At 53.2% G+C, this 24,143-nt stretch carries 21 protein-coding genes and 1 tRNA gene; 8 read left to right on the forward strand and 14 right to left on the reverse strand.

Annotated features, from left to right (window positions below; genetic code table 11):
• Positions 1-18 precede the first annotated feature (18 nt).
• The 4 genes from nth to H8B13_RS09625 all read right to left on the reverse strand — a co-directional run bounded on the left by nth (position 19) and on the right by H8B13_RS09625 (position 4,001).
• A complete protein-coding gene (gene nth / locus H8B13_RS09610; protein ID WP_315985120.1) occupies positions 19-774 on the reverse strand; it encodes a Fe-S cluster assembly protein HesB in 756 nt (251 codons plus the stop codon).
• Between the two features lie 43 nt (positions 775-817).
• Positions 818-1,735 carry a hypothetical protein gene (locus tag H8B13_RS09615; protein ID WP_187310586.1) on the reverse strand — a complete coding sequence of 306 codons (918 nt, stop codon included), beginning with the start codon at positions 1,733-1,735 and terminating at the stop codon, positions 818-820.
• Between the two features lie 302 nt (positions 1,736-2,037).
• On the reverse strand, positions 2,038-2,448 hold the full coding sequence (locus H8B13_RS09620; RefSeq protein WP_187310587.1) for a response regulator: 411 nt from the start codon (positions 2,446-2,448) through the stop codon (positions 2,038-2,040).
• 20 nt (positions 2,449-2,468) lie between these two features.
• The gene (locus tag H8B13_RS09625) at positions 2,469-4,001 is read right to left on the reverse strand and encodes a sensor histidine kinase (protein WP_187310588.1); all 1,533 of its coding nucleotides are present in this window, start codon (positions 3,999-4,001) and stop codon (positions 2,469-2,471) included.
• A 171-nt stretch (positions 4,002-4,172) separates the two neighbouring features.
• On the opposite strand from H8B13_RS09625, the gene H8B13_RS09630 reads away from it, so the two are divergent.
• Positions 4,173-4,982 (forward strand): TrmH family RNA methyltransferase, encoded by an 810-nt coding sequence (locus tag H8B13_RS09630; RefSeq protein WP_187310589.1) that lies wholly within the window; start codon positions 4,173-4,175, stop codon positions 4,980-4,982.
• 14 nt (positions 4,983-4,996) lie between these two features.
• On the opposite strand, the gene H8B13_RS09635 is transcribed toward H8B13_RS09630, so the two are convergent.
• The 4 genes from H8B13_RS09635 to typA form a co-directional block, all read right to left on the reverse strand.
• Positions 4,997-8,371, reverse strand: a complete 3,375-nt coding sequence (locus H8B13_RS09635; RefSeq protein WP_187310590.1) for a PKD domain-containing protein — start codon at positions 8,369-8,371, stop codon at positions 4,997-4,999.
• A gap of 248 nt (positions 8,372-8,619) precedes the next feature.
• Positions 8,620-9,234, reverse strand: a complete 615-nt coding sequence (locus H8B13_RS09640) for a hypothetical protein (RefSeq protein ID WP_187310591.1) — start codon at positions 9,232-9,234, stop codon at positions 8,620-8,622.
• A 92-nt stretch (positions 9,235-9,326) separates the two neighbouring features.
• Positions 9,327-10,058, reverse strand: a complete 732-nt coding sequence (locus H8B13_RS09645; protein WP_187310592.1) for a YqjF family protein — start codon at positions 10,056-10,058, stop codon at positions 9,327-9,329.
• Positions 10,059-10,204: 146 nt separating this feature from the next.
• The gene (typA, locus tag H8B13_RS09650; RefSeq protein WP_187310593.1) at positions 10,205-12,013 is read right to left on the reverse strand and encodes a translational GTPase TypA; all 1,809 of its coding nucleotides are present in this window, start codon (positions 12,011-12,013) and stop codon (positions 10,205-10,207) included.
• Between the two features lie 198 nt (positions 12,014-12,211).
• Between typA and msrB the strand changes: the two genes are divergently transcribed.
• The 3 genes from msrB (at position 12,212) to H8B13_RS09665 (ending at position 14,214) form a co-directional block, all read left to right on the forward strand.
• Entirely contained in the window at positions 12,212-12,769 is a 558-nt protein-coding gene (gene msrB, locus H8B13_RS09655; RefSeq protein WP_187310594.1) for a peptide-methionine (R)-S-oxide reductase MsrB, read from the forward strand.
• Positions 12,770-12,982: 213 nt separating this feature from the next.
• Positions 12,983-13,780, forward strand: coding sequence for a DUF3050 domain-containing protein (locus H8B13_RS09660; RefSeq protein ID WP_187310595.1), 798 nt, complete (start codon positions 12,983-12,985; stop codon positions 13,778-13,780).
• A 71-nt stretch (positions 13,781-13,851) separates the two neighbouring features.
• Complete coding sequence (locus H8B13_RS09665; RefSeq protein ID WP_187310596.1) at positions 13,852-14,214, forward strand: hypothetical protein; 363 nt, start codon at positions 13,852-13,854, stop codon at positions 14,212-14,214.
• An 89-nt stretch (positions 14,215-14,303) separates the two neighbouring features.
• On the opposite strand, the gene H8B13_RS09670 is transcribed toward H8B13_RS09665, so the two are convergent.
• Positions 14,304-14,954 (reverse strand): hypothetical protein, encoded by a 651-nt coding sequence (locus H8B13_RS09670; RefSeq protein WP_187310597.1) that lies wholly within the window; start codon positions 14,952-14,954, stop codon positions 14,304-14,306.
• Between the two features lie 218 nt (positions 14,955-15,172).
• On the opposite strand from H8B13_RS09670, the gene metG reads away from it, so the two are divergent.
• On the forward strand, positions 15,173-17,215 hold the full coding sequence (metG, locus tag H8B13_RS09675) for a methionine--tRNA ligase (RefSeq protein WP_187310598.1): 2,043 nt from the start codon (positions 15,173-15,175) through the stop codon (positions 17,213-17,215).
• A gap of 134 nt (positions 17,216-17,349) precedes the next feature.
• Here metG and pth read toward each other — a convergent pair whose 3' ends face one another.
• The 4 genes from pth to H8B13_RS09695 all read right to left on the reverse strand — a co-directional run bounded on the left by pth (position 17,350) and on the right by H8B13_RS09695 (position 19,999).
• Positions 17,350-17,913 carry an aminoacyl-tRNA hydrolase gene (gene pth / locus H8B13_RS09680; RefSeq protein WP_187310599.1) on the reverse strand — a complete coding sequence of 188 codons (564 nt, stop codon included), beginning with the start codon at positions 17,911-17,913 and terminating at the stop codon, positions 17,350-17,352.
• A gap of 158 nt (positions 17,914-18,071) precedes the next feature.
• Entirely contained in the window at positions 18,072-18,647 is a 576-nt protein-coding gene (locus H8B13_RS09685) for a 50S ribosomal protein L25/general stress protein Ctc (protein WP_187310600.1), read from the reverse strand.
• Between the two features lie 155 nt (positions 18,648-18,802).
• Positions 18,803-19,732, reverse strand: coding sequence for a ribose-phosphate pyrophosphokinase (locus tag H8B13_RS09690; protein WP_187310601.1), 930 nt, complete (start codon positions 19,730-19,732; stop codon positions 18,803-18,805).
• A 194-nt stretch (positions 19,733-19,926) separates the two neighbouring features.
• Positions 19,927-19,999, reverse strand: a tRNA-Gln gene (locus H8B13_RS09695).
• A 256-nt stretch (positions 20,000-20,255) separates the two neighbouring features.
• On the opposite strand from H8B13_RS09695, the gene atpD reads away from it, so the two are divergent.
• The 3 genes from atpD (at position 20,256) to H8B13_RS09710 (ending at position 23,313) form a co-directional block, all read left to right on the forward strand.
• Positions 20,256-21,761: a F0F1 ATP synthase subunit beta gene (gene atpD, locus H8B13_RS09700; protein WP_187310602.1), complete on the forward strand. Its 1,506-nt coding sequence runs from the start codon at positions 20,256-20,258 to the stop codon at positions 21,759-21,761.
• Between the two features lie 10 nt (positions 21,762-21,771).
• Positions 21,772-22,017, forward strand: coding sequence for an ATP synthase F1 subunit epsilon (atpC, locus tag H8B13_RS09705; RefSeq protein ID WP_187310603.1), 246 nt, complete (start codon positions 21,772-21,774; stop codon positions 22,015-22,017).
• 168 nt (positions 22,018-22,185) lie between these two features.
• The gene (locus H8B13_RS09710; protein ID WP_187310604.1) at positions 22,186-23,313 is read left to right on the forward strand and encodes a trans-sulfuration enzyme family protein; all 1,128 of its coding nucleotides are present in this window, start codon (positions 22,186-22,188) and stop codon (positions 23,311-23,313) included.
• Positions 23,314-23,801: 488 nt separating this feature from the next.
• On the opposite strand, the gene H8B13_RS21035 is transcribed toward H8B13_RS09710, so the two are convergent.
• A complete protein-coding gene (locus tag H8B13_RS21035) occupies positions 23,802-23,930 on the reverse strand; it encodes a S9 family peptidase (RefSeq protein WP_222841393.1) in 129 nt (42 codons plus the stop codon).
• Positions 23,931-24,143: the final 213 nt, after the last annotated feature.

The following is a 24,143-nucleotide window of genomic DNA, read 5'->3' on the forward strand; positions in this document are numbered from 1 at the left end:
ACGAAAGATAAACAGCGCTTACTTATCAGCAACAGTCTCAATTGAACGCCCGCCACTCATGCGCGTCTGCCCAAACGGACACTGGTCCAGCACCACGCAGCGCTGGCAGGCGGGCGCGGTGAAGTAGCAGCATTTCTGCCCATGAAACATTAGGGCTTCGTGGTGGTCGTACACCTCCTGCGCCGACCAGTCGGGGGGCAAAAGTTCGGATAGTAAAGCATGCGCCGCCTCCGTTCCCACTTTGGGACCGATAAGCGCCAGCCGCTGCGCTACGCGGTGATGGTGGCTGTCGACGGGCATAGCCGGTAAGCGCAAGGTGCTGAAGAGCAGCGTGGCGGCGCTGGTTTTGGGTCCCACCCCCGGAATGGACTCCAGCCACGCCCGCGCTTCCGTAACTGGCACTTCAGCTAAGAAATCTAGGTCGCAGGGTCCGTCGCAGCGCGTACTGACTTCGCGGAGCACCGCTTGAATCCGGGGGGCTTTTTGCTCGGGCCAAGTGCATGGGCTGATGGCCGCCTGTACTTCCTCCGTGGGAGCATCGCGCACTTCTTCCCAGGTCGGAAACTGGGCCACCAACTGCTGGTAAGCCTTATGCGACTCCTGGTTGCGGGTACGATGCGAAAGCAAGGCGCTGATCAGCTCGCTGAGCGGGTCTTTGGAGCTGAAAAAGCGGAAGGGCGCCCCATATTCGGCGCACAGGCGCTCGTGTACCAGTAAGGCTTTCGTCTGGCGAGCGGCAAAGTCGGGGGGCAAATTGGGGGCGAGGGTTTCCACAAGTACTGCCTACGCAAGCCATACCAGCCGAGGTTGCCGCCGCTTAGTTATTCCCCCGATTATAAAGCGAAATAGCCTGGCGAATATTGCGCTGCTGCTTGCCCTGCATAATAAGCGGCACAATGAACAGCGGCATGCCCGCATATACCAGCGGCGACACGCTGGGCCGCCCACTCGAGGCATTGTTAAACGAGGCAAACAAGCCTACTGCTACCAGTCCTCCCGCCGCCACGTAGCTTAGCGTACTGTAGGTCTGGTACTTGCGCGCCTGCTCCAGCAAGCCCCGACTAGCGGCGAAGTCAGACGTAGCAATGCTGAGGTTGCGCAGATTAAGGTCTTCAATCGGACCGTTGTCTTTGCTGAAGTACTCGGTTTTGGTAGTGCGATACATTGGGCCGCCAAAGCCACCCATACCGCCGTAGCCGTAGCGCCCGAAGCCGTAGGGGCTATAGCCATAAGGCGAGTTGCCGGCGTATTGGGTATTGGTAATGGAATACAGACTGATGCGGCCCACCCGGTCGCGGCGCAGCGTGGTCTCGCGGGTAGAGCGGCCCGGCAGTACCGTGCGCACATAGTGGCCGGTTTCGTCGTCGTAGTAGCTGACGGTGTTCAGGTCGAAGCGCTGCTGTCCATCCAACAGCAAAAAAGGCTTCCCGAAGATGGGCTGCTTGGTTTCGACATCATACGCCTGAAATACGCGGCCATCCTTGAGGCCCACCGCAAAGCGTGTGGTTTCGACGGGCGGCGCAACATGGCGGCGCCGCTGCTGTTCGGCCCGCACCGAGTCGGGGAGTACCGGGGGCCTGTTGACCGTAGAGGGAGGATTGGTGCGAGTGGGCGCGGTGGTTGGCGCCGTGGGCTGCGGAAGCGTGTTCAACTCGCGCGGGGCATCCTGCGCCAGCGCAGGCACCGAACACAATACTAAGAAGGGGAAAGCCAGAAGAAAAAAGCGGCTGGACATGCAGGCAAAAGGCGGTAAGGTGAACAGCAGGATAGGCTCACAAAACTATAGAAGAAGTCGGTTTAGTATGCCGAAAAGCCCCCACCAAACATATTCATTCCCCGGCCAGCATAGCCGAAGCTACCTGCTAAAATGCGCGTTGAATGAATGCTGGGGGGCTTTTATACACAAGAGTCACAAAAGCGCCCCGGCGTTGCGTTGTGGTACCGCACAACTACCATTTATTTTAACCCGACGCTGCTGTGCACCTCATTGCTATGACACAGCTTGCACTCCACATCCAGAGTCCTGCGCCGTCAGTTTTACTTCAGCAGCTTTTCCAGCAAGCTCAGGCTATCAACCATATCGGTAGACGTTTCGAAGTCGATGGGCTTCAAGATATAGCCGGCTACGCCCAAGTTCTGGGCAGTTAGCCTGTCCACGTCCATGGCTGAGGTGGTAGTGATGAATACGGGAATATCGCGCAGCTTGGGCTGACTGCGCAGCTCCTCCAGAAACTCGTGCCCATTCATTTTGGGCATGTTCAAATCCAGCAAAATCACCTCCGGCAACGGCTCCATTGTCTCCTGTCCATTGCGTCCGAGCAGCATATCCAGCGCTTCGATGCCGTTAAAGGCGGTGTAGAGCTTGTGTTGCACACTGAATTTGGCGAAGGACTTCTCCACAATCATTGTATCAAAGAAGTCGTCTTCGACAAGAAGAATAGAACGCATAACTGCTTGCTAAACAAATACTAAAATAGAACAGTAGCTGGTGTGATTACCTGAGAAACAGGTGCCAGCGCTTTGGGCCACGTAAATACAAAGGTAGCACCCTGACCCGGTACCGATTGTACACGAATGCTGCCTTTATGTTCTTCGATGATCTTGCGCACAATACTGAGCCCGATTCCGGTGCTCTCCGCCGTATTCCGGTCGCGCAGGGTCTGGAAGATCTGGAAGATTTTTTCGTGGTACTCCGGCGCAATGCCGGGACCATCGTCGGTTACGCTGACCTCATATTCCTTTTTCAACTCCTGAACTCCGATACTCAGGTGACCTTGGCCGCTGTGGTGGTGCTTAACGGCGTTGCTGAGCAGGTTCGTAAACACCTGTTGCAGACTAAGCCGGTCGGTGAGGAAGGGAGGGAGGCTGGGGGGCAAATCGACAGTAAATCCGTGCGGCACGACCATTTCGGCCACTTCCGCTACCAGCTCGCGTACATCTACTTCCTCTGGTAGCGGCTGGGTCCGGCCGGCGCGGGCATAGGCCAGCAGGCCGTTGATGAGGTCATCGAGGCGGGTGAGGCGGCCCTTCAACATATTCAGATACTCGTGCATCTGCGCCGACAACTCGTGCGACAATTCCTCTTCCATCCATTTAACCAGGGCCCCAATACCGCGCAATGGCGCTTTCAGGTCGTGGGAAGCTACGTAGGCAAACTGGTCCAGCTCCAGATTACGCTTATTTAAGGCCTCAAAGGTATTATCGAGAGTTTGGGTCATGCGGTTGAGAGAGCCAGCCAGCTTGCCGAGGCTATCCTGCTCTTTATCACGGATTTTTACTTTGTAATCACCGAGAACCACCTGTTCAGCCAAGTTTTCAATAAGCTGAATGCGCTGAGTTGTGGTACGATTCACGTCGGCCAGTTCAGCCTGTAGGCTTTCTTTCTCCTTAAGCTCTTGCACGATGCGGCTAAATAGCCAGAGTACTATCAAAATAGCCAACACCGCCGACCCGATAATGGCCATCGGAGCCATACGCTCCCATATGTCGCGGTCGCGTGTACGCTCGCGAAGCAATAGGTCCTCTGAGTTTTTAATTCGCGCAATGATTGCCCGAATCTCCTCCAACTGGCGGCGGTCGCTACGTACTAGGTCGCGGGCAGCGTAGATGGTAGGTGGGCGTTGGCGCCAGCTATCCAGCAACAGAATTTCTTGGGTTAGAAGCGTGCCAAGCGTATCTAAGCGCCGCTGGTGGGAAGGATTGTCAAAAGTAAGATGACGTAGGCTTTGATAGCTGGCGTGCACACTCGTGGTCAAACCATCATAATTGTTCAGGTAAGACTTGTCGGTCAGCAGTAAGTAGCCACGAATGGCAGCTTGGGCATCGCGAATCTGCGTGCGCAATTCGGTGGCGTGCTGCAATACTTTGTATGTATGCTCCACCCGATTAGTGTAATACGCCACCTGCTGAATGCTTATATAAGCCAGCAAGGAGGTGAGCAACAGCACGATGAGCGCAATGCCAAAGCCCAGCCTGATTTTAGTATTCAGATTTAGCCGCACTTGATGTCAATTAAAACGAGGAGGGAAGAAGCACCGGTGACGATGGTAAAAGGTAAAGTTCGCACTTTTATAGGCGTGGCGGTCAAACGCGATGCGAATGGCTCGCCCGCTTTTGCGTCTACCTTTGTGTGCCGCCCGGCTTTATAGCATTGCTTTTATCTCTTCGGAAAAATGCCCCCCGACCCGATTACCAGCCCCCAGAATCCGCGCATCAAGAACCTGTTGCGCTTGCAGCAAAAGCCCGCTGAGCGTCGGCAGCAAAACCTGACCATCATTGAGGGCTACCGCGAGCTGACTATTGCCCAGCAAGCCGGCGTGGAGGTAACCACTTTGTTTGTGTGTCCGGAGCTGGCTGAGCCGGAGCGACAGCGGGAACTAGAGACATTATTTGCCCCCCGACCCGAGTATTTTACCGTGTCGAAAGCGGTGTTTGAGAAAGTGGCTTACCGCGAAGGCTCCGATGGCATACTTGCCCTGGCCCGTCCGCCGCGCCGCGCCCTCTCCGACCTGAAATTGCCCCCCAGCCCGCTCCTGATTATTCTGGAGGCAGTGGAAAAGCCCGGCAACCTGGGCGCCGTACTCCGCACCGCCGACGCGGCCCGTGTAGATGTCGTCATCGTGTGCGATCCGCGCACCGACCTGTACAATCCCAACGTGATTCGGGCCAGCATTGGGTGCGTGTTTACTAACCAAGTGGTAGCCGCCCCCACCGCCGAAGTAGTTGCCTGGCTGCGCCAACATGGTATTCGCAGCTACGCCACTACGCCCGCCGCCACAGAGTTGTATACCAACATGGATTTTAGCGGTCCCAGCGCCATTGTAATGGGCACTGAAGCCACCGGCCTCAGCGACGAATGGCTTGCGGCCGCCGATGCCCAAATCAAGATTCCGATGGCCGGCTATATCGACTCGCTAAACGTGAGCACCTGCACGGCCATCATGACGTTTGAGGCCGTACGCCAGCGTGGGGGGCAAAATTAAGGCTTACATAGCCGTTAGCGAATAACTTCAACCCAACCTTTCAGCGTGAGCGCACACTGAGGCTGACGTACCTGGTAATAATAGACGCCGGCGGGTTGGCCTTCGGCTTGCCACTCGTTGCGGTAAGCCGCGCTCTGGTATACCTCCTGTCCCCAACGGTTAAAAATGCGCAGCTCCGGGATACCAAGCTCCGAGGGAAGCACAAAAGTGTCGTTGCGCCGGTCGCCGTTGGGCGTAATGACGTTGAATATATTCCGCTCGCCAGCGGGCTGGATGGTAAAGGCAATTGTAGTAGGGCAGGGGGCATTTGTGGTCACATTTACCCGATAGATACCGGCAGTCTTCACGATGATTGACCGCGTCGTTTCCCCCGTCGACCACTCATACTTGTTGCTCGCAATACCAGCGTCCAGCGTGAGTTGGGCGCGGCAGTCCAGGGAGTCGACGCGTTCCACTAGCACCGGCGGGTCCTGCACGACAATGCTGCGTCGGATGGTTTCCTGCTTGTTGCCGCACACATTTGTGAGGCTCACCGTGAGCTGCACTTGGTAGGTGCCCGCGCGGGGAAAGCGGTGCAGCGGCTTTTCCGAAGTTTCCAGCGGGCTGCCATCCCCAAAATTCCACTGGTAACGCATTGCCCCCACACCAGTGCTCACAAACTCCACGGGAGTAGTCACGCAGACTGCGGTAGGTGCCTGAAAGTCCGCCACGAGCGCCGGCGCTGGTGGGTCGACGACAACTATGGTTTCGCTAACGCTGCGTTGAGTGCCGCAAGGGCTGGCTTGCTCAGCCGTAAGCCGCACCACATATCGGCCGGGCATGGTAAATCGATGCTGGGGGGCAATTCCAGTCTCTACGCTGCCGTCGCCAAAGTTCCACTCGTAGCGAACAGGGCCGGTACTGGTGCTGGTATTCTGGAACTGAACCGTGTAAGGGGCGCAACCCGCCGGCACAGCCGCCACCGCTGCTACCAAAGGTGCCGCCGGGCCGCTAACACTTACTGTTGTTGTGGTCGTGAGGCGTTGCGGACCACAGCCGCCCGTGCGCGTTACCGTCAGCCGAACCTGATACGTGCCTGGGCGCTCGAAACGGTGGGCTGGCGTGGCCGAGGTTTCCAGCGGGCTACCGTCGCCAAAGTCCCACTCGTAGGTTTCGGCGCCACTGCCGGCATTGCTGAACTGAACGGTGTAGGGCGCGCAACCTGTCGGTACCGGCGGTAGCGCGGCCGTCAGCGTTGGCAGCGAAGCCCCCGTAGGCAGCATATTAAACTTGAATGCCGCTCCGCTATTGGTGCTTATAGTTTTAGTGGGAGAGTAAGTGCCCGGCGTCGTGGTGAAGCTTGTAGTAGTGGTGCATTCAATATGATACAGCACTCCCTGCTTCGTAATCTCATTGGAGGCCGCCGCGTGTAAGTGCGTTCCTCCATTAACAGGCCCACCGAAATAAGTGCCGTACTCCAGGCGCCGAGCTCCAGGGCTCAAAACAGCTAAATAAATGCTGCGCTGTGCACTGGAAAAAGCATCTGGGGTGACGGGGGAACTGTTGGTGCTGCCGTAAGCACAGAAGTAGATGCGGTTGCAGGCGTCGAGGTTGAAGGCCGTTATCAGCGTAGAAGAAACTATGGAGCCGCTGATGGCGGTGGAAATCTGTGTGGAGAAAATAGTGCTGGTCAGAGCGGGATTAAAGCAGTGTATAAAAACCTTTTCCGTATTCAGAGCCTGCAAAGTGTAAGCGCCATCCGTAACGGGGTAGCTCCCGGCAGTAGCACCCGCCACGAGTACCTGTCCATCAGCATCAAAGTCGATAAAGCGGGCCAGATCGGTGGCCACTGTACCCAGGAAAGTGCCCCCCAGCAAGTTATTACCCGTAGCACTAAGGTGTAGCAGAAAGCCATCCAGCTGTCCTCCCCGATACGTACGGTTCAGCCCAGTGCCCACCGAAAAATCGGCGCTAGCGGTCTGACCACAGACGTAGATACTACCATCGGGAGCTACTTTGATATCGTGTACCTGATCTTCGCCGGTGCCACCTAAGTAAGTAGACCATTGCAGCGTCGACAATGCTTCATTGAGGCACGTCACAAACCCATCATTACCAGACTGAAAACCAGATGTACTGCTATTCTTAAGGGTAGACTGCAACGCATTACGTACGGGAAAATTAAGGGAGTTCGTATTCCCGCCTATCAGTACGTCGCCGGTGGGAGTGCTGGTAACGGTTGCCGGCCGAGACGAAAGCGAGCCCCCTTCATAGCCTGAGCCACCTAAATAGGTGGAAGCCAAAAGGGAAGAGCCATCGGCACTCAACCGGGAAATAACGTAGTCCTGGCCGCCATTGAACGTGTTGTCATACGTGGTGGCAGTAACCGGGTAATTGGTGGAGCCTGAAAGAGCCAGCACAATCAGCTCGTTTTTGGCCGTGATAGTCATGTCCAACGGATACTCTGTGCTGTTGCCTCCCAAATAAGTAGCAAACAGCACGGTTCGGCCCGTCGGGTCCAGCTTGGAAATACCCATGTTCTGGCCTCGTTGCTGACTTTGGTAAGCGCCAATGGTCACCGGATACGTCGAATCTTGCGTGTAGCCCGCTGTGTACATATTGCCGTACTCATCGCCCGCCGCCGAGTTGGCCGACAAAAACGTGGAGTTGGTGGTATAAGTACTGAATACGAGGGCCGGATCAATAATCAGCGGCAATTTGGTGTCGTACTTTTCTGTCAGCTCAAAGCGCACTTCTTTGTCATACAAGCGGAAACGACAGGCTACAGGGCGCCGCTGCCCATTGGCCAGCACCTGATACGCTACGGGTGCTTGCTCCGCTTGCACGCCCAATTGAGTATGGAGCTGAAGCTGCCCGTCATGCAATTCCATTTTGTCGAGACCTTCGTAGCGCATCCGAATCTGGCTGGGGTCGGCGCCGGCTGCTACTTCGTAATCGTATTTCAGTTGCCCATCCACGGAGTGCCACACCATGTCTACGCCGGCGTACACTTGCTCGTACCGCACTACGGCAAATAGCGGCACCTTGGAAGCCCATTTCTTAGGATCGGAGCCCAGGAAGTAATTATGATAGGTCGACTGTCGCTCTTGACCCAGCGTCTTAGGCTTCAGTTGAGCACCTACCAGCCGCATCCGAAAGGCGTGGCCTTGCACTGCTTTGGCCGTGCTGATAGCTGAGTGGCCGTACTCGGCTGGCAGAGCCTGGAGGTTGTAGGTAAACTGGCTGTTTTCTAAAAATAAATGCCCCCCAGGCACTGCTGTAGCAAATTGTACCTGAGAGGGCCATTGTCCGGCGTTGGCAACAAACTGAAATGCCGATGTTGCGGGAGCGTTAGCAAAGCTGGTCAGAATAGTGAAAACGCTCAGTAAAGCTGTAAAAGTCAGCCGCATAAATTAGAATAAACAACGGGTAAAGAAGACGCTTCCGGCCACGTCAATAATTTGAAGCCAGACCTGTGAAATCTAGGGCTAAATAAGGCTATAATTTAGACAGTTAGCGTCGCAAGCGAAGCAAATATGTCAATTTTATATACTAGCTGTTAATGTGCCCAATTCGGGCATAAGCTGCGTAGCGGAAGGCGTTATAATGGTAGATAATTAAACGCCTGCGTACGCCACAAAAAAGCCCCCCAGCTTCGCTAAGGATGGTCTTCGATGGTGACTTCCGTTAGCCGAAGCGTATGGTCGAGGGTATAGCGCACCGTGCGTTGGCCGCCGGAAGGTAGTGTTGGTGAGTCGGTGAGTCGGTAAACGGGAAAAGTGCGCATCAAATAGTTGTCAGCTATCCTAAACAGATCAAAACCTTGGTAGCCATCTGCCGCTTCTGGAGGCAAAGTAGGTAGTTGGAAGCGCTCCCACTCCTGTTCCGCAAACTCAAATCCATATACTTGTCCGAGAGGGTTGGCACCAACGCCGCGCACAAATATCAAGATTTCAGGTAGCTCATTCTGATTCAAATCAGTAATTACAGCCTCCGTAACTACACCCGACACTGAATCACGAATTTCGGCTATTTTTCTCTCTGCACGGCGAGCAGTTAGGTTCAGAGTGCCTGGGGTAGTTGACGTGATGTCAGCCGTAAAATTATCGTTACTCAGTGTTTTATTGAAGGTAGGTTGTGCCGCCGGGCTCGGTACCAGAGGAGTCGTCACGTTCTCACTCTGGCGAGGTTCCCCTCGTTGCTCTTGCACTGCGGAGCTGCAACCCGATACAATAAGTAAAAATAGGCTAGCAGTAAAGGGTACGTAGTTCATACTGCAAGCTACTATTGTATGATTATATATTATTCGGCCTAACTTAAAAGTTATATCGCAGAGAATCTACTGGGAGGCAAAATGACCTGCTTTTATACCCGTTTGAACTCCTGCACCCACACATCCAAAGTATCGGCGGCATACAGGAGTGGCTCACCACTAGGCGTTGGCAAGCCATGGCTTTCGACTAAGTTGGAATCCCATTCTCTCAGGCTGGCTTCCCGTAGCGTCCACGGCTCATGGAATAATTTTCCGCGCCAAAGATCGTTGCCGCGCACCGCTTGCATCAGATTCGGGCCGGCAGTATAGAGATGGTAACGCTCAGTGAGGAAGTGCTGCAAAGTGCCCGGCTGCGACGTGGGCAAAGTTTCACCCAACTTCCACGTGGCCGCAAAAGTTGCAGGGGCAATGCCTTGGTGCGTTCGTTTAGCTGTGGCGCGCAACGTGTCACCCGTTTGTGTCAGGCTCATGCGGGCGTGCAGATAGGGAAGCTGGAAAAACGTGCGCGCCGCCCACACGCCCAGCGCCAGCGACGCATCCAGGGACAAAAACCAGACGCCCGGCACACCATCAAGGCGCGCATAGGTTCGGACATTCAGCTCATGCAGATGATGGAGTCCCGGCACCGCCGGCAAGCCCAGTGGCCGAATATGGCTCATAGTAAACGGCACCACGCCCAGCCACGCTTGTCCCTCGAACAAGTCCAGTTCTAGTCGCGCCGGTAAGTAAGGACGCAGCAGCGCTGGATCTAGCGCCCAATGCGCGAAGAGCAATTGGCTCCACCGCTGCTGCATCAGGGGCAAACCTGGGGGGCTTTTTATCACTGGTTTTGAGAAGGTAGTGGAAGATATAGCAGCGGGTATGGTCTCATAACAAGCGGAGTGAGCAAAGTGCCTAGTATGACTCCCTAAAATGACAGAAGGGCGCAACCACTGGCTGCGCCCTTCTTAGGGAGAGATAATTATTCGTACTAGTCTACTTTCTTGGCAGAGCGCAAACGCTCATTCTCGTCCAACAGAATCTTACGCATCCGTACTGACTTTGGCGTTACCTCTAGATACTCATCTTTCTGGATGTATTCCATTGCCTCTTCCAGCGAGAACTGACGCTTCGGAACAATCTTAGCGTTTTCGTCCGAGCCAGAAGCACGCATGTTCGTGAGCTTCTTGCCTTTCTGGATGTTGATGGTCAAGTCGTTGGGGCGGGTGTGCTCGCCGATAACCTGGCCAGCATATACTTCCTCACCTGGATCAACGAAGAACTCACCGCGGTCCTGCATCTTGTCGATGGTGTACGCGGTGCCAGCACCCGTATCCATCGAAATCAGCGAACCAGCAATACGACCAGGAATTACACCTTTATAAGGCTCGTAGCTCTGGAAGCGGTGGTTCATGATAGCCTCACCAGCTGTAGCAGTCAGTACGTTGTTACGCAGACCAATCAGGCCACGGGCCGGAATGTTAAACTCCAAGTGCTGTAAGTCGCCTTTCGGCTCCATGATGGTCAGGTCGCCCTTACGCATCGTCACTAGCTCGATAACCTTACCAGCAGTTTCTTCTGGTACGTCAACTACCAAGTGCTCGATTGGCTCTAAGCGGTTGCCGTTGTCATCCTCTTTGAACAGCACCTGGGGCTGACCCACCTGCAATTCAAAGCCTTCGCGACGCATCGTTTCAATCAGTACCGACAGGTGAAGAATACCACGGCCGTACACCAAGAATGTATCTTCCTTATCAGTTTCCTTTACGCGTAGCGCAAGGTTTTTCTCAGTCTCTTTAAACAGACGATCACGCAGGTGACGCGAGGTCACGAACTTACCTTCCTTACCGAAGAACGGCGAGTTGTTGATGGTGAACAACATGTTCATCGTCGGCTCGTCGATGCTGATAACTGCCAATCCTTCTGGATTGTCGGCATCGGCCAGCGTGTCGCCAATGTCGAAGCCTTCGATACCCGTTACGGCGCAAATTTCGCCCGAGCTAACTTCCGCTACCTTGTTCCGGCCGAGGCCTTCGAACACGTGAAGCTCTTTGATTTTTACTTTCTTAATAGTACCATCACGCTTCACCAAGCTCATGTTGGAGCCTTCTTTCAGCGTGCCACGGTGTACACGACCAATAGCAATACGGCCCACGAACGACGAGTAGTCGAGCGAAGTAACCTGCATCTGGGGCGTGCCGTCCAGGGTAGGAGCGGGAGGAATGGAAGCCACAACCGCGTCGAGCAGCGGAATAATGTTGTCGGTCTTCACTTTCCAGTCGGTGCTCATCCAGCCTTGCTTGCTGGAACCGTACAGGGTCACGAAGTCAAGCTGGTCTTCCGAAGCGCCGAGGTTGAACATAAGGTCGAAAACCTGCTCGTGCACCTCGTCGGGGCGGCAGTTTTCCTTGTCCACTTTGTTTACTACCACGATAGGCTTCAAACCCAGGTCAATGGCTTTGCCCAAAACGAAGCGAGTCTGGGGCATGGCGCCTTCGAAGGCATCCACGAGCAGCAACACGCCATCGGCCATCTTCAGTACGCGCTCTACCTCACCGCCAAAGTCGGCGTGACCAGGGGTATCGATAATGTTGATCTTAACGTCCTTATAACGAACGGATACGTTCTTGGAAACGATGGTAATGCCCCGCTCGCGCTCCAGATCGTTGTTGTCCAGGATCAGGTCGTCGAAGTGCTGGTGCTCATCGAATAGCTTAGAGGCGTGAATGATTTTGTCCACGAGCGTCGTCTTGCCGTGGTCAACGTGCGCAATAATTGCGATATTCCGAATGTTCTGCATACAAAGGTTTTTGCGGGCGCAAAGGTACGCAATTGTCAGCGGATAAATGAGAGACAGGAAAATGTTAACTGTTTGAAACTGAAATAGCACCCGCCTCCGCGAACCGAACCCAAGCCCGGCCGCGTATGTTGTGCCAGTAGCTGCCGCCGTGGCGCGCTGCTCATCTGTTTCATTTACACTTCCTTCATTTTTACCGCGATGCGTAAATACGCCCTTGTTCTGGCACTTTCTTTTTTGACCTTGGGCACTGCTTGCTCGCAGAAAAAAGACGGGCTGGCAACCGCTAAGGCCCAGGCGGCTACCACACTTGGTGGCGCTGCCAAGGCCTATCCTATGGCTCAGCCCATGACCAACAAAGCCGACGAATTTGCAGTTCGCAAAACGGAGGCTGAATGGCGCAAACAGCTTACGCCAGAGCAGTTTAAGGTGTTGCGCGAGCAAGGCACCGAGCGGCCATTTGCCAATAAATACAACGATAACCACGAAAAGGGTGTGTATTACTGCGCTGCCTGCGACAATAAATTATTTGACTCAGCGACCAAGTTTGAGTCGGGCACTGGCTGGCCCAGCTTCTTCGCTCCAGCCACCGCTACCAGCCTGAAAGTGCAGAAAGACAACAGCTTCGGCATGAGCCGCGACGAGATTGTATGCGCCAAATGTGGCGGTCACATTGGTCACGTATTCGACGACGGTCCTAAGCCTACAGGGCAGCGGTATTGCATGAATTCGGCGGCTATGACTTTCAAGAAGCAATAGGCCATTCTAAAAAAGCCCCCCGGCGCGGTCCACTTGCTATTGAGGCAGGTGGGCCGTTGCTTTTTGTTATAGATGCTCAGACATTTTGCCCCTCAGCGTGTTTTAGCGGTACAATCCGCATAGTGAACCTCAACGTTCCGTAAAGCATCCGCTCAATCACTCCTGATTTTACTATGTGTGCCGCTCGCCAGCACCCAAAGCTTCTTTCCTCATATGCCTTCTATCAATTCTATTGCTGATTTGCAGCAGCAGCTAACTCCGGCCCGCGAGCAGCTCGTGGCCCACAACGTGTACCGGAGCCTGCATTCCCTGGAGGATGTACGCCTGTTTATGGAGCACCATGTATTTGCCGTCTGGGATTTCATGTCCTTGCTCAAAGCGCTGCAGCGTGACCTCACGTGTGTAAAAGTGCCGTGGGTACCCGAGGGAAATCCTGTTACCCGCCGGCTTATCAACGAGATTGTGCTGGAGGAAGAAAGCGACGTCGATCAGGATGGGAATCCGGCCAGTCACTTTGAGATGTACCTGCGGGCCATGGAAGAGTGTGGAGCTGATATGCAACCAATTAATCGTCTGCTTGCCGCTCTTGACGCGGGCGAAACGGTAGCTTCGGCCCTTACCATTGCGCAGGTGCCCGCATCAGTACGGCAGTTTGTGCTGGCTACGTTTGAGATTATCGACTCGAAAAAAACGCACGCTATCGCGGCAGCCTTCACCTTTGGCCGCGAAGATGTAATTCCGGCCATGTTCCGCCACTTGGTTGGCGACCTGCGCCAACGCTTTCCCGGCAAGTTTGATACGCTCACATATTACTTCGACCGCCATATTCAACTCGACGAGGAAGTGCATACGCCGTTGGCCCAGCAAATGGTGCGCGAGCTGTGCCAGGATAGCTCCCGGCGCTGGCAGGAGTGCCATGACGTGGCCGTGCAGTGCATGACGGCCCGCTTAATGCTTTGGGACGGGATTCGAAAGGCTTTAGCCACCACTGCAGCTACGGCAACCCGCTAAACCAACCTCTGCTACCGTGTTGCGTTGTAGATGCAGGCTCGCCGCTGAACCTGCATTAAGCCATCCAACTTATGTCTACCTATCGTACTGGCCTTCCTACGCACGCATTCTGGCTTGCCGGCTTACTATTTATGGCGGGCGCCTGCACGGCCACCCAGGAGCAGGCAGCTGAAGTTGACCGCGCCCCGCTGCCCACTGAAATTCGGACGGATGCTGACCGGCAGGCGGCTTACAACAGCGGAACCGGCACTCGTGCCGCTGTGCCTGATGCGACGCCTGGCCGGGTGGAACTAGGCGAGCAGGCTGCCGGAACCAACTCCCGTCAGCGGATTGAAAACGTGAACACCAACAACCCCAACACTAGCACGCCCGAAACGCGTCTGCGCCGCTTGCGTGGTGCCCCCGCCGATACCATTCGTCGGCCGGGCTTCTAAAATAATTGTAAAGCATAAAAAAAGTCCCCCAGCCAAGTAGAATACTCGCTGGGGGACTTTTTCATTCGATATTAATTGGGGCAGTAGAACTAGCTGGCACCGTTGGTGTCGGCGCTCGGAACCGGAGTTTCGGCGGCTGGCTTGCGACTGGCTTTGGCAGCAGTGGCTGCTGGCTTGCGCGTGCTGGCGCTGGGGCGGCGTGAGGTGGGTGAGGGTTTGCCATTAGATGAAGTAGCTGCTGCGCTGCCTGAGCCTTGTGAAGTGGCGCGGCTTTTACGGGGGCTGCCATCCTTGTTCGTTGTTACTGTCGCCTTGGGCGCTGGCTTGCGGCTACGGGCAGCAGTCGTACGAGCCGCTGCGGGGGCAACCGGGGTGTCGGTTGTCGTGTCGGCTGAGTCGTAATGACGTACTATCGTGTGCAGCGCTTCCTCAAACATGCGCTCCGTATCCTGATCCAGGCGTCTTGTAGCTTCTTTTACTACTTCTTTCAGCTTAGCTTTCGTTTCTTTGCGAATGCGTTTTACTACATCGCTTACCCGCTTATCCAGTTCTTTCTGAAGTTGCTTGGCCGCCGATTTGAGCGCCTTTTTCTGACTGGCTTTCTCAATGGTGTGGTCGTCGCTTAGCGCCTTAGTGGCTTGCGCCGTTGATTTTGCCGCTTTACGTTCCGCCTTTGATTCTTTTGGCGCTGGCTCTTTTTTAGCCTTTTTAGCGGATTTCTCCTGTTCTGATTTTTTCATAATGGAAGCAGGTGAGGGTTAGATAGGTTGCCTGTAATTTCCTTAAAATTATTCGACCTATTCAATCAAATATAGACGTATTTACTAGGTCCAATACATTATTGTTTTATTAAGCTGATTTATCCTTGTTTTTAAACTTTTATTTGCGTCCAAATGCTACCTGAGTACAACATTTTTACTTTTCACTTTCGAATCCTTTTTTGGTTAAGTTTCTACTTATGTCTTCTGACTTTCAACGTTATACCGTAACTGCCGCTTTGCCATATGCCAATGGTCCGGTGCATATTGGCCACTTGGCAGGTGTGTATTTGCCAGCCGATATTTATGTGCGCTACCTGCGCAGTTCGGGCCGCGATGTAAAGTTTATTTGCGGCTCCGACGAACACGGCGTACCTATTACTATTCGGGCGCAAAAAGAAGGCGTCACGCCGCAGCAAGTAGTAGATAAATATCATGCATTAATCCGTGATTCTTTCCTCCATTTTGGTGTGTCTTTCGATATTTATTCGCGCACTTCTTCGGCTACGCATCGGGATGTTTCGAGCGGATTTTTTCGGAAGCTCTACGAAGAGGGAAAGTTCATTGAGCAGACCTCGCAGCAGTATTATGATGAGCAGGCTAACCAGTTTCTGGCTGACCGTTACATCGTAGGCACCTGTCCTAATTGTGGCAACGAAAATGCCTACGGCGACCAATGCGAGCGGTGTGGTACGTCTCTTAGTCCCACTGAGCTAATTAATCCGCGCAGTATGCTCAGCGGCAACAACCCCGTGCTACGCGAAACAAAGCACTGGTATTTGCCCCTCGATCAATACGAGCCCTGGTTGCGCGAATGGATTGTGGAAGGCCATAAAAACGATTGGAAAGCTAACGTCTACGGGCAGTGCAAATCCTGGATTGATCAAGGCCTGCACCCGCGCGCCGTTACCCGCGACCTTGATTGGGGCGTACCCGTGCCTGTAGAAGGCGCCGAAGGTAAGGTGCTGTACGTGTGGTTTGATGCGCCCATCGGCTACATTTCCGCCACCAAAGACTTATTGCCCGATACCTGGGAAACTTACTGGAAAGACAGCGGCTCGAAGCTGGTGCACTTTATCGGAAAGGATAATATCGTGTTTCACTGCATCATATTTCCGGCCATGCTCAAGGCTCACGGCGACTATATTCTGCCCGATAACGTGCCGGCCAATGAATTCCTGAATCTCGAAGGCGATAAGATTTCTACCTCGCGCAACTGGGCTGTGTGGCTGCACGAATACTTGCAGGATTTCGAGGGCCGGGCCGATATATTGCGCTACGTATTATGCGCCAATGCACCTGAAAATAAAGACAACGATTTCACCTGGAAAGATTTTCAGGCACGCAATAACAACGAGCTTTTAGCTACGCTCGGCAACTTCGTAAATCGCGCTGTAGTGCTCACACACAAGTACTTTGGGGGGCAAATTCCGGCGCGAAATGAGCTTACTGACTTCGACCAGGACGTGCTCCAGCAATTAGCTGATTTTCCGGCGCGTATTGGTCAGCTGATCGAAAATTATCGTTTCCGCGACGCGCTGAATGAGCTGATGAATCTGGCCCGTTTGGGTAATAAATATCTGGCGGATACCGAGCCTTGGAAGCTCATAAAAACGGATGAGGCGCGGGTAGCTACCATCCTCAATATTGCTCTGCAAATTACAGCCAGCCTAACCACGCTCATGGAGCCTTTTCTGCCCAACACGGCTGTCCGGCTGAGTGGTATGCTGAACACCGAAAAAACCTCCTGGACGGCTGCTGGCAACGCTAATGCTTTGCAAGTTGGACATCAATTGAACGAAGCGTTTCTACTTTTTGAAAAAATAGAAGATGCTACGGTAGAGGCACAAGTGCAAAAGCTGCTCAATACCAAAAAGGCCAACGAATTAGCAAACGCTGTCACGGCTCCCGCCAAGGAAAACGTGTCGTTTGATGAGTTCAGCCGCATGGATTTGCGCGTGGGCACCATCACTGCGGCTGAGAAAGTTGCCAAGACTAAAAAGCTCCTCAAACTCACGGTGGATACTGGGCTGGAGCAGCGCACTATCGTGAGCGGAATTGCCGAATCCTTTATTCCGGAAGCGCTAGTGGGACAACAGGTGCTGGTGTTGCTAAATTTGGCCCCCAGAGAGATAAAAGGTATTCAGTCGCAGGGCATGCTGCTGCTGGCCGAAAACGCCGACGGCTCATTGGCCCTCATGCAGCCCGGCCATCAAGTGCGGCCCGGTAGCGGCGTGATGTAGACGTGCCATTTGCATTAATTCTCTCAACTTAAAACCCGTAAAAAGCCCCCTAGCATATATGCTAGGGGGCTTTTTCGTTCTAAATTCTCAAAGTTAACTAACTTATAAAAATATCAGTCGCGTCTGCTAATGCCTTATTTCACATTGACCACGTTCATAGCGCGCTCAATACCTAGCGTACCGAACGCCAGCACAGCCTCGGCGGTTTTTTCAATGCGCAGCGGCAAGTCGATTTGCTCATCGGCCGAAAATGGATTGAGTACATAATCGACTTGCCGGCCTTTAGGAAAGTTAGCGTCAACCCCAAAACGCAGGCGGGCGTATTCGTCCGTGCCCAACGTTTCCTGAATGGATTTTAAGCCATTATGCCCCCCAGCCGAGCCTTTTCCTTTTAGGCGCAACTTGCCATACGGCAACGCTAAATCGTCCGTCACGACCAGCATTTGCTCTTTTTCAAGCTTCAAACTGGTCAGATAATGGGCCGCTGCTTTGCCACTCAGGTTCATGTACGTCGTGGGCTTTACCAGCACGAAGGTTTTGCCTTTGTGTTTGATTTCCGTCACAAACGCGTGTCGATTTATTTCAAACCGCGCCTCGTGTTTTTGCGCCAGATAATCGACCACCATAAATCCGATGTTATGACGCGTGTCGGCGTATTCCGGCCCAATATTGCCGAGGCCTAAAACCAGGTATTTCATTGAATCGTGGATTAAATCGGATATATCGGATCGCGCAGAATTGATGAATGACCAATCTGATTTCGGTGCTCAAATTATCTAAAGAAAAGCCCCCCAGAATATTTCTGGGGGGCTTTTCTTTAGATAATCGAACGGATTACAAAATCCGTGGCGTGGGCTTACTTGTCGCCGCCAGCCATTGCACCTTTCAGCGCACGTGGGATAGCCACGGTAGCGATAGGAGCGAGGGGGTTAGTAAGAATAGTGTAGTTGGTAGGCTGCACTTTGCTTACTTTGATAGACTTACCTAGCTCGAGGTCCGAAATGTTTACCTCTACATAATCAGGCAGGTTTTCGGGCAGTGCCTTCACCTTTACCTTACGCAGCTTCGAGATCAACTTGCCACCTTGCTGTACGCCGGGCGAAGTGCCGATGTATTTCACAGGGATGTCCATTTTTACCTCTTTGCCATCCTGCAATTGCAGGAAGTCAACGTGTAGCAACATCTCGTTCACGGGGTGAAACTGAGCGTCCTGCACGATAGCACGGTAAAGAGTGCCTTCTACGTTCAAATCAACGATGTGTACTTCAGGCGTGTACAGCAATTCGCGGAAGAGAATGGCAGGAGCCGAGAAGTGTACCTGCTCTCCTGCACCGTACATTACGCACGGAACATAAGAATCAAGACGCAACTGCTTTGCCTCTTTCTTGCCGAGATTCGCTCTTTTAAACCCTACAATCTCTAAGCTTTTCATAAAAAGAGTGTTTTTGGAAAAAGTATTTTCAGACTCCATCAATTAATGGGCCCGCAAAGATACAGTTTAAGTCCGTTAACTAAAAAGGACTTGTTATATACTATGTGAAAGGCCGCGCTGCTAGAAGGAATCAGTGCAGCACAGCCCTAGTATTCTTAGGTAAACAGTGAGCTGATCGACTCGTGCGTCACCACATTGCGAATAGCGTGGGCAAACAGATCAGCCAAGGATATCACCCGAATTTTTGGATTCTCCTGCCGTAACGGAATTGTGTCGGATACCACGAGCTCTTCCAGCACAGAGTTGCGAATGCGGTCGTGAGCCGGGCCGCTGAGCACAGGATGCGTAATGACAGCCCGCACTGAGCGTGCCCCACGCTCCAGCAACAATTCAGCCGCCTTGCAGATGGTACCAGCCGTATCCACAATATCATCGACCAGAACGACGTCTTGGCCGGTCACGTCGCCAATGACCTGCATAGAGGCAATTTCATTGGCCCGCAGACGTGTCTTGTCGCACACCACGATTTCGGCCCCGAATCGCTTGGCAAAAGCGCGGGTCCGCACCACACCACCTACGTCAGGGGAGGCGAAAATGAGATTTTCCAGATTCAGCGACTTGATGTAGGGCACGAACATGGCCGAGCCATCGAGGTGGTCAACAGGAATATCAAAAAAACCTTGAATCTGGCCGGCGTGCAAGTCGCACGTCATCAGGCGGTCGGTGCCTACGCTTTGGATGAAGTCGGCTACCACTTTGGCCCCAATGCTCACCCGCGGCTTGTCCTTGCGGTCTTGACGAGCGTAGCCATAATAGGGCATTACAATGGTAACAGAAGCGGCAGAGGCTCGCTTCGCGGCGTCTACCATCAGCATGAGTTCCATCAAGTTTTCAGCCGGCGGAAACGTGCTCTGAATCAGAAACACAGCACAACCCCGGACGCTTTCATTGAAGCTTGGTCCCAATTCAGTATCGGCGAAGCGCTGAAGGCTCAGATCACCGAGCTGGGTGCCATAAGCGGCGGCAATTTTCTCACCGAGTTCGTGCGAGGCGTTGCCTGCGAAAAGTTTAACCTGCTGGGACATGAGTTTAATTCAGTTGGGAATCAGCGGAGTGTGCAAAGGTAAACAGGAGACGCTATATGGCTGAGCTAATCAGAAGTGATTGGGAAGTAAAACCAACCGAATTTAAAGCGAAAAGGCCGATAAGGCTAAACTAAAAAGCGAAAGGCGCTGATTCCTCCCGGGGGAAGTATCAGCGCCTTTCGCGTTACAAGTAGTTGTCCGACCAGGGCTCGAACCTGGACTTTCTTGAATCAAAATCAAGCGTGTTGCCAGTTACACCATCGGACAAATTTCCCATCAGCAATGCCGTTTGGGTGTGCAAATGTACGAGGCGAATAATTCGGGGCAAATTCTAATCGAATATTTTTTTAAAATTTTTCTGGGACTGGGCGGCAAATATTGGGTTTAAAGCCTGCTGAGTGCCTGATTGTCAATGCGCCAGAGTTGCACAAACTTTCCGCTGGCAGGAGCTTTGGCAAAGCGGGGATTAAGCCGTAGTTTTGCGGCCTGAAAACGTTGCCACCCATCTATATAAAGACCTACAATGGCGAATAACGGCAAAATCACCCAAGTAATTGGTCCCGTAGTGGACGTAAGCTTCGCCGGTGATGACACGCGCCTCCCCAACATTCTCGATGCGCTCGAAGTCATAAAAGACAACGGCCAGATTGTTATCCTCGAATGCCAGCAGCACTTAGGCGAAGACCGGGTGCGCACCATCGCCATGGACTCGACTGAGGGTCTGACCCGCGGTGCTATCGTGCGTGACTTGGGTTCGCCCATCTCGATGCCGACTGGTGAAGGCGTAAAAGGCCGCTTGTTCAATGTAATTGGCCAAGCCATTGACGGTATTCGTCAGCCTGATAGCGACGGCCCGATGTCGATTCACCGCTCGGCTCCTCCTTTTGAGGATCTGGCTACGACTTCGGAAGTATTCTTCACTGGTATCAAAGTAATCGACCTGTTAGCTCCTTATGTAAAGGGTGGCAAAATTGGTTTGTTCGGTGGTGCTGGCGTAGGTAAAACTGTATTGATTCAGGAGCTGATCAACAACATCGCGAAGGCTTATTCGGGCCTGTCGGTGTTTGCTGGTGTAGGTGAGCGTACCCGTGAGGGAAATGACTTGCTGCGTGAATTTATTGAGTCGGACATCATCCGCTACGGCGCTGAGTTCAAGCACTCGATGGAAGAAGGTGGCTGGGATCTGTCGAAAGTTGACGAGGTAGAACTGGCTAAGTCGCAGGCTACACTCGTGTTCGGTCAGATGAACGAGCCGCCCGGAGCTCGGGCTCGTGTTGCTCTGTCAGGTCTTACTATCGCTGAAAGCTTCCGCGATGGTGACGGTACTGGTTCAGGCCGCGACATCCTGTTCTTCATTGACAATATCTTCCGCTTTACCCAGGCTGGTTCGGAAGTATCGGCTCTTCTGGGTCGTATGCCTTCAGCCGTAGGTTACCAGCCTACGCTGGCTACCGAAATGGGTGCCATGCAGGAGCGCATTACTTCTACCAAGCGTGGCTCTATCACGTCGGTACAGGCGGTATATGTACCTGCCGATGACTTGACTGACCCAGCGCCGGCTAACACCTTCGCTCACTTGGACGCTACAACAGTATTGTCGCGTAAGATTGCTGAGCTTGGCATTTACCCTGCTGTGGACCCACTAGACTCTACCTCACGCATTCTGTCGGTTGAGGTGCTCGGTGAGGAGCACTACAACACCGCACAGCGTGTGAAAGAAATTCTGCAGCGCTACAAAGAACTGCAGGACATCATCGCCATCCTTGGTATGGATGAGCTGTCGGAGGAAGATAAGCAGGTCGTAAACCGCGCTCGTCGTGTGCAGCGCTTCCTGTCGCAGCCTTTCTTCGTAGCTGAGCAGTTCACTGGCTTGAAGGGTGTGTTGGTTGATATCAAAGACACCATCCGTGGCTTCAACGAAATCATCGACGGCAAGCACGACCACCTACCTGAAGCAGCTTTCAACCTCGTTGGTACTATCGAGGATGCCGTTGTGAAAGGTGAGCGTCTGATTGCTGAAGCCAAGTAATTCAACGAATATGCATTTAGAAATCATCACGCCAGACCGGAAAGTATTCGCGGGTGAGGTCACTTCGGCTCAGTTTCCAGGGGCTGATGGACTTTTTGAAGTGCTTAATAACCACGCCCCGCTTATCAGTGCTTTGCAAGCGGGTAGCATCAACGTGAACAGCGCTACGGGCCGCGAATCCTTCCGCATTGAAGGTGGCGTGGTAGAAGTGCTGCGCAACAATGTTATCGTGCTGGCTGAAGGCGTAGTTGCCTAAGCTAGTTTATGTAGTAATAAAAAGCCTTTCCTTTGCTGGGAAAGGCTTTTTTGTTTTTGGCTGGTCCTGCTTCGTTTCACAATTCGCGAGGAAGAGCCACTAGCACAAGACTGATCTAATTTGCCCCCCACAGTCCCTTTATCCTGAGATTCGGCAACATCATTCTATATGTATATCCTTCCCAAAATCACTCCCATCTATCAAACGTCGGTTTTCAAATTTGAGGATCTGGATGGCATAGCACAGTATTTCGATGAGCCTGGCAGCCGCTACATGTATTCACGGAATGGCAACCCCAACTCCGATGAACTGGCTGAGGCGGTAAACCGACTGGAAAGTGGGCAGGGGGCAATTGCAACGGGCTCCGGCATGGCGGCTATCTTGGCGGCCATTTTAGCATACTGCGAAGCCGGCGACCATGTGCTCTGCGCTGCCGATATCTACGGTGGATCAGCGGTCCTGCTGAATCTGGAACTAAGTCGCCTGGGAATTTCGGTGAGTTATGTGCCTTTCGAGGAGCTTTACGACCTAAAGCCGCATCTGCAATCCCGCACCCGCCTATTGCTGGCCGAAACCATGAGCAACCCGTTGTTGCGTGTGGTAGATCTGAAGGCTCTGGCCGAAGAGTGCCACCAGCATGGCGTAAAGCTGGTTATTGATAATACATTTGCTACGCCCCTGCTCACCCGCCCTATTGAGTATGGTGCTGATATTACGCTGCACAGCGTAACCAAATATTTGGCTGGCCATTCCGACGTAACGGCTGGGGTTGTAGTTGCCGCCACCACCGAAACAGTTGCTCGCCTCCGCCAGATTGGAATGACTCTGGGCTTAACCCTAAGCCCGATGGAGAGTTGGCTGGCAGTGCGAGGGCTCAAAACACTGCGCTTGCGTGTGAAGGAGCACAGCTCTAATGCGCAAGCTATAGCTGAGATGCTTGACCGCCATCCAGTTGTACAAGAAGTCAATTATCCGGGTTTACCAAGCCATGCAGAGCACCAGCTTGCCGCTCGTCAAGGCGGGACGCAGTTTGGAGGCATGCTTTCCTTTCGTTTGCCTGATGATGAGAACCTAGTGAATCAATTTATGCGCCGCTCATTGCGCTTTCCGTTTGCACCATCGCTGGCAGGAGTTGATTCGTCACTTTCACATCCACTCAGTACCTCGCACCGGTCCCTCAGCCCTGAGCAGCAGCAGCGACTAGGTATCACTGTGGGCTTAGTGCGCTTGTCAGTGGGGATTGAGTTGAAAGAAGAGTTAATAGCTGATTTGGAGCAGGCATTGGAGCAAGGGTAAAGTGACTACACGTTTTCAGGCGTCAAAACTGTCTCTGCGCTGCTGGATACTAATTACGAACTAGGTGGCTAAACCTAGGGAGTTTAGAGTGCTGGTCAGCAGCTCTTCAACGAATGTTTAGAAGGAGGCCTTAGAGATTAAGAATAAGTAGCAAAGGTTCGTATAACTATAATTGCCCTTCTCGGACAGCGATAAGCCTGCTCGGAGAACCTTTTTCGCACTAGTTTGATACTTGGCATACTACGGTAAAACGGGCCCTGATCAAACCCTCTCCGAAAGACGGTGGCAGCTCACCACACTGTTTATCTGAACAAATAGCTGTGGTGTTAAGCAGTGTCGTTTTTCTTCACCTACGGTACGTTCAAGGATTGTCCACTTGCTCTCATTTTCTTAGAGCACTCCCTTCGCACGGGTCTGTCTTGGAAAGCTGTAGTCCAGTAGCGGCTCCAAGCTGGCCAGGTGCCATATGCAATAGTTCCAGCGGCAGGTCATGTAGGGGCATCAGTGCCGAAGGCAGGTAGCGCTTGTGGAAACACGACCAACTCAAAGAGTTTGTTCGCTTTGATTAAGGCATCCACGATGAGCATCGTGTTGTAAGGGGGTACGTTATTGTTCATCAGGCCCTGGGGCTGGCAAGAGCCTGCCTTTGAGGATTTTGGCCATGGGCGCGTTGGTATACGGCGTGAGGTGCCCAATATGTCTTTCCCCCAACCATCATAATAGCTACGCTGGTTGGTAGTTGCCCGACTCGGAGATGCCCCTTTTGTAGAAATCAGGGTAACTAAACATAACCGTTGCCTGAATGGCCTAAAATACCGACCCGCTTCAGA

This window comes from Hymenobacter sp. BT188, assembly GCF_014333585.1.
In the GTDB taxonomy this organism is placed as follows: Bacteria; Bacteroidota; Bacteroidia; order Cytophagales; family Hymenobacteraceae; genus Hymenobacter.

Bases quoted from the DNA above. Each gene is read 5' to 3' on its own strand.
- H8B13_RS09710 (WP_187310604.1), top strand. From the start codon at position 22,186: ATGTATATCCTTCCCAAAATCACTCCCATCTATCAAACGTCGGTTTTC.
- msrB (WP_187310594.1), top strand. From the start codon at position 12,212: ATGCGTAAATACGCCCTTGTTCTGGCACTTTCTTTTTTGACCTTGGGC.
- pth (WP_187310599.1), bottom strand. From the start codon at position 17,913: ATGAAATACCTGGTTTTAGGCCTCGGCAATATTGGGCCGGAATACGCC.
- H8B13_RS09640 (WP_187310591.1), bottom strand. From the start codon at position 9,234: ATGAACTACGTACCCTTTACTGCTAGCCTATTTTTACTTATTGTATCG.
- H8B13_RS09690 (WP_187310601.1), bottom strand. From the start codon at position 19,732: ATGTCCCAGCAGGTTAAACTTTTCGCAGGCAACGCCTCGCACGAACTC.
- H8B13_RS09630 (WP_187310589.1), top strand. From the start codon at position 4,173: ATGCCCCCCGACCCGATTACCAGCCCCCAGAATCCGCGCATCAAGAAC.
- typA (WP_187310593.1), bottom strand. From the start codon at position 12,013: ATGCAGAACATTCGGAATATCGCAATTATTGCGCACGTTGACCACGGC.
- H8B13_RS09670 (WP_187310597.1), bottom strand. From the start codon at position 14,954: ATGAAAAAATCAGAACAGGAGAAATCCGCTAAAAAGGCTAAAAAAGAG.
- H8B13_RS09620 (WP_187310587.1), bottom strand. From the start codon at position 2,448: ATGCGTTCTATTCTTCTTGTCGAAGACGACTTCTTTGATACAATGATT.
- metG (WP_187310598.1), top strand. From the start codon at position 15,173: ATGTCTTCTGACTTTCAACGTTATACCGTAACTGCCGCTTTGCCATAT.
- H8B13_RS09660 (WP_187310595.1), top strand. From the start codon at position 12,983: ATGCCTTCTATCAATTCTATTGCTGATTTGCAGCAGCAGCTAACTCCG.
- H8B13_RS09615 (WP_187310586.1), bottom strand. From the start codon at position 1,735: ATGTCCAGCCGCTTTTTTCTTCTGGCTTTCCCCTTCTTAGTATTGTGT.
- atpD (WP_187310602.1), top strand. From the start codon at position 20,256: ATGGCGAATAACGGCAAAATCACCCAAGTAATTGGTCCCGTAGTGGAC.
- atpC (WP_187310603.1), top strand. From the start codon at position 21,772: ATGCATTTAGAAATCATCACGCCAGACCGGAAAGTATTCGCGGGTGAG.
- H8B13_RS09685 (WP_187310600.1), bottom strand. From the start codon at position 18,647: ATGAAAAGCTTAGAGATTGTAGGGTTTAAAAGAGCGAATCTCGGCAAG.
- H8B13_RS09665 (WP_187310596.1), top strand. From the start codon at position 13,852: ATGTCTACCTATCGTACTGGCCTTCCTACGCACGCATTCTGGCTTGCC.
- H8B13_RS21035 (WP_222841393.1), bottom strand. From the start codon at position 23,930: ATGAACAATAACGTACCCCCTTACAACACGATGCTCATCGTGGATGCC.
- H8B13_RS09635 (WP_187310590.1), bottom strand. From the start codon at position 8,371: ATGCGGCTGACTTTTACAGCTTTACTGAGCGTTTTCACTATTCTGACC.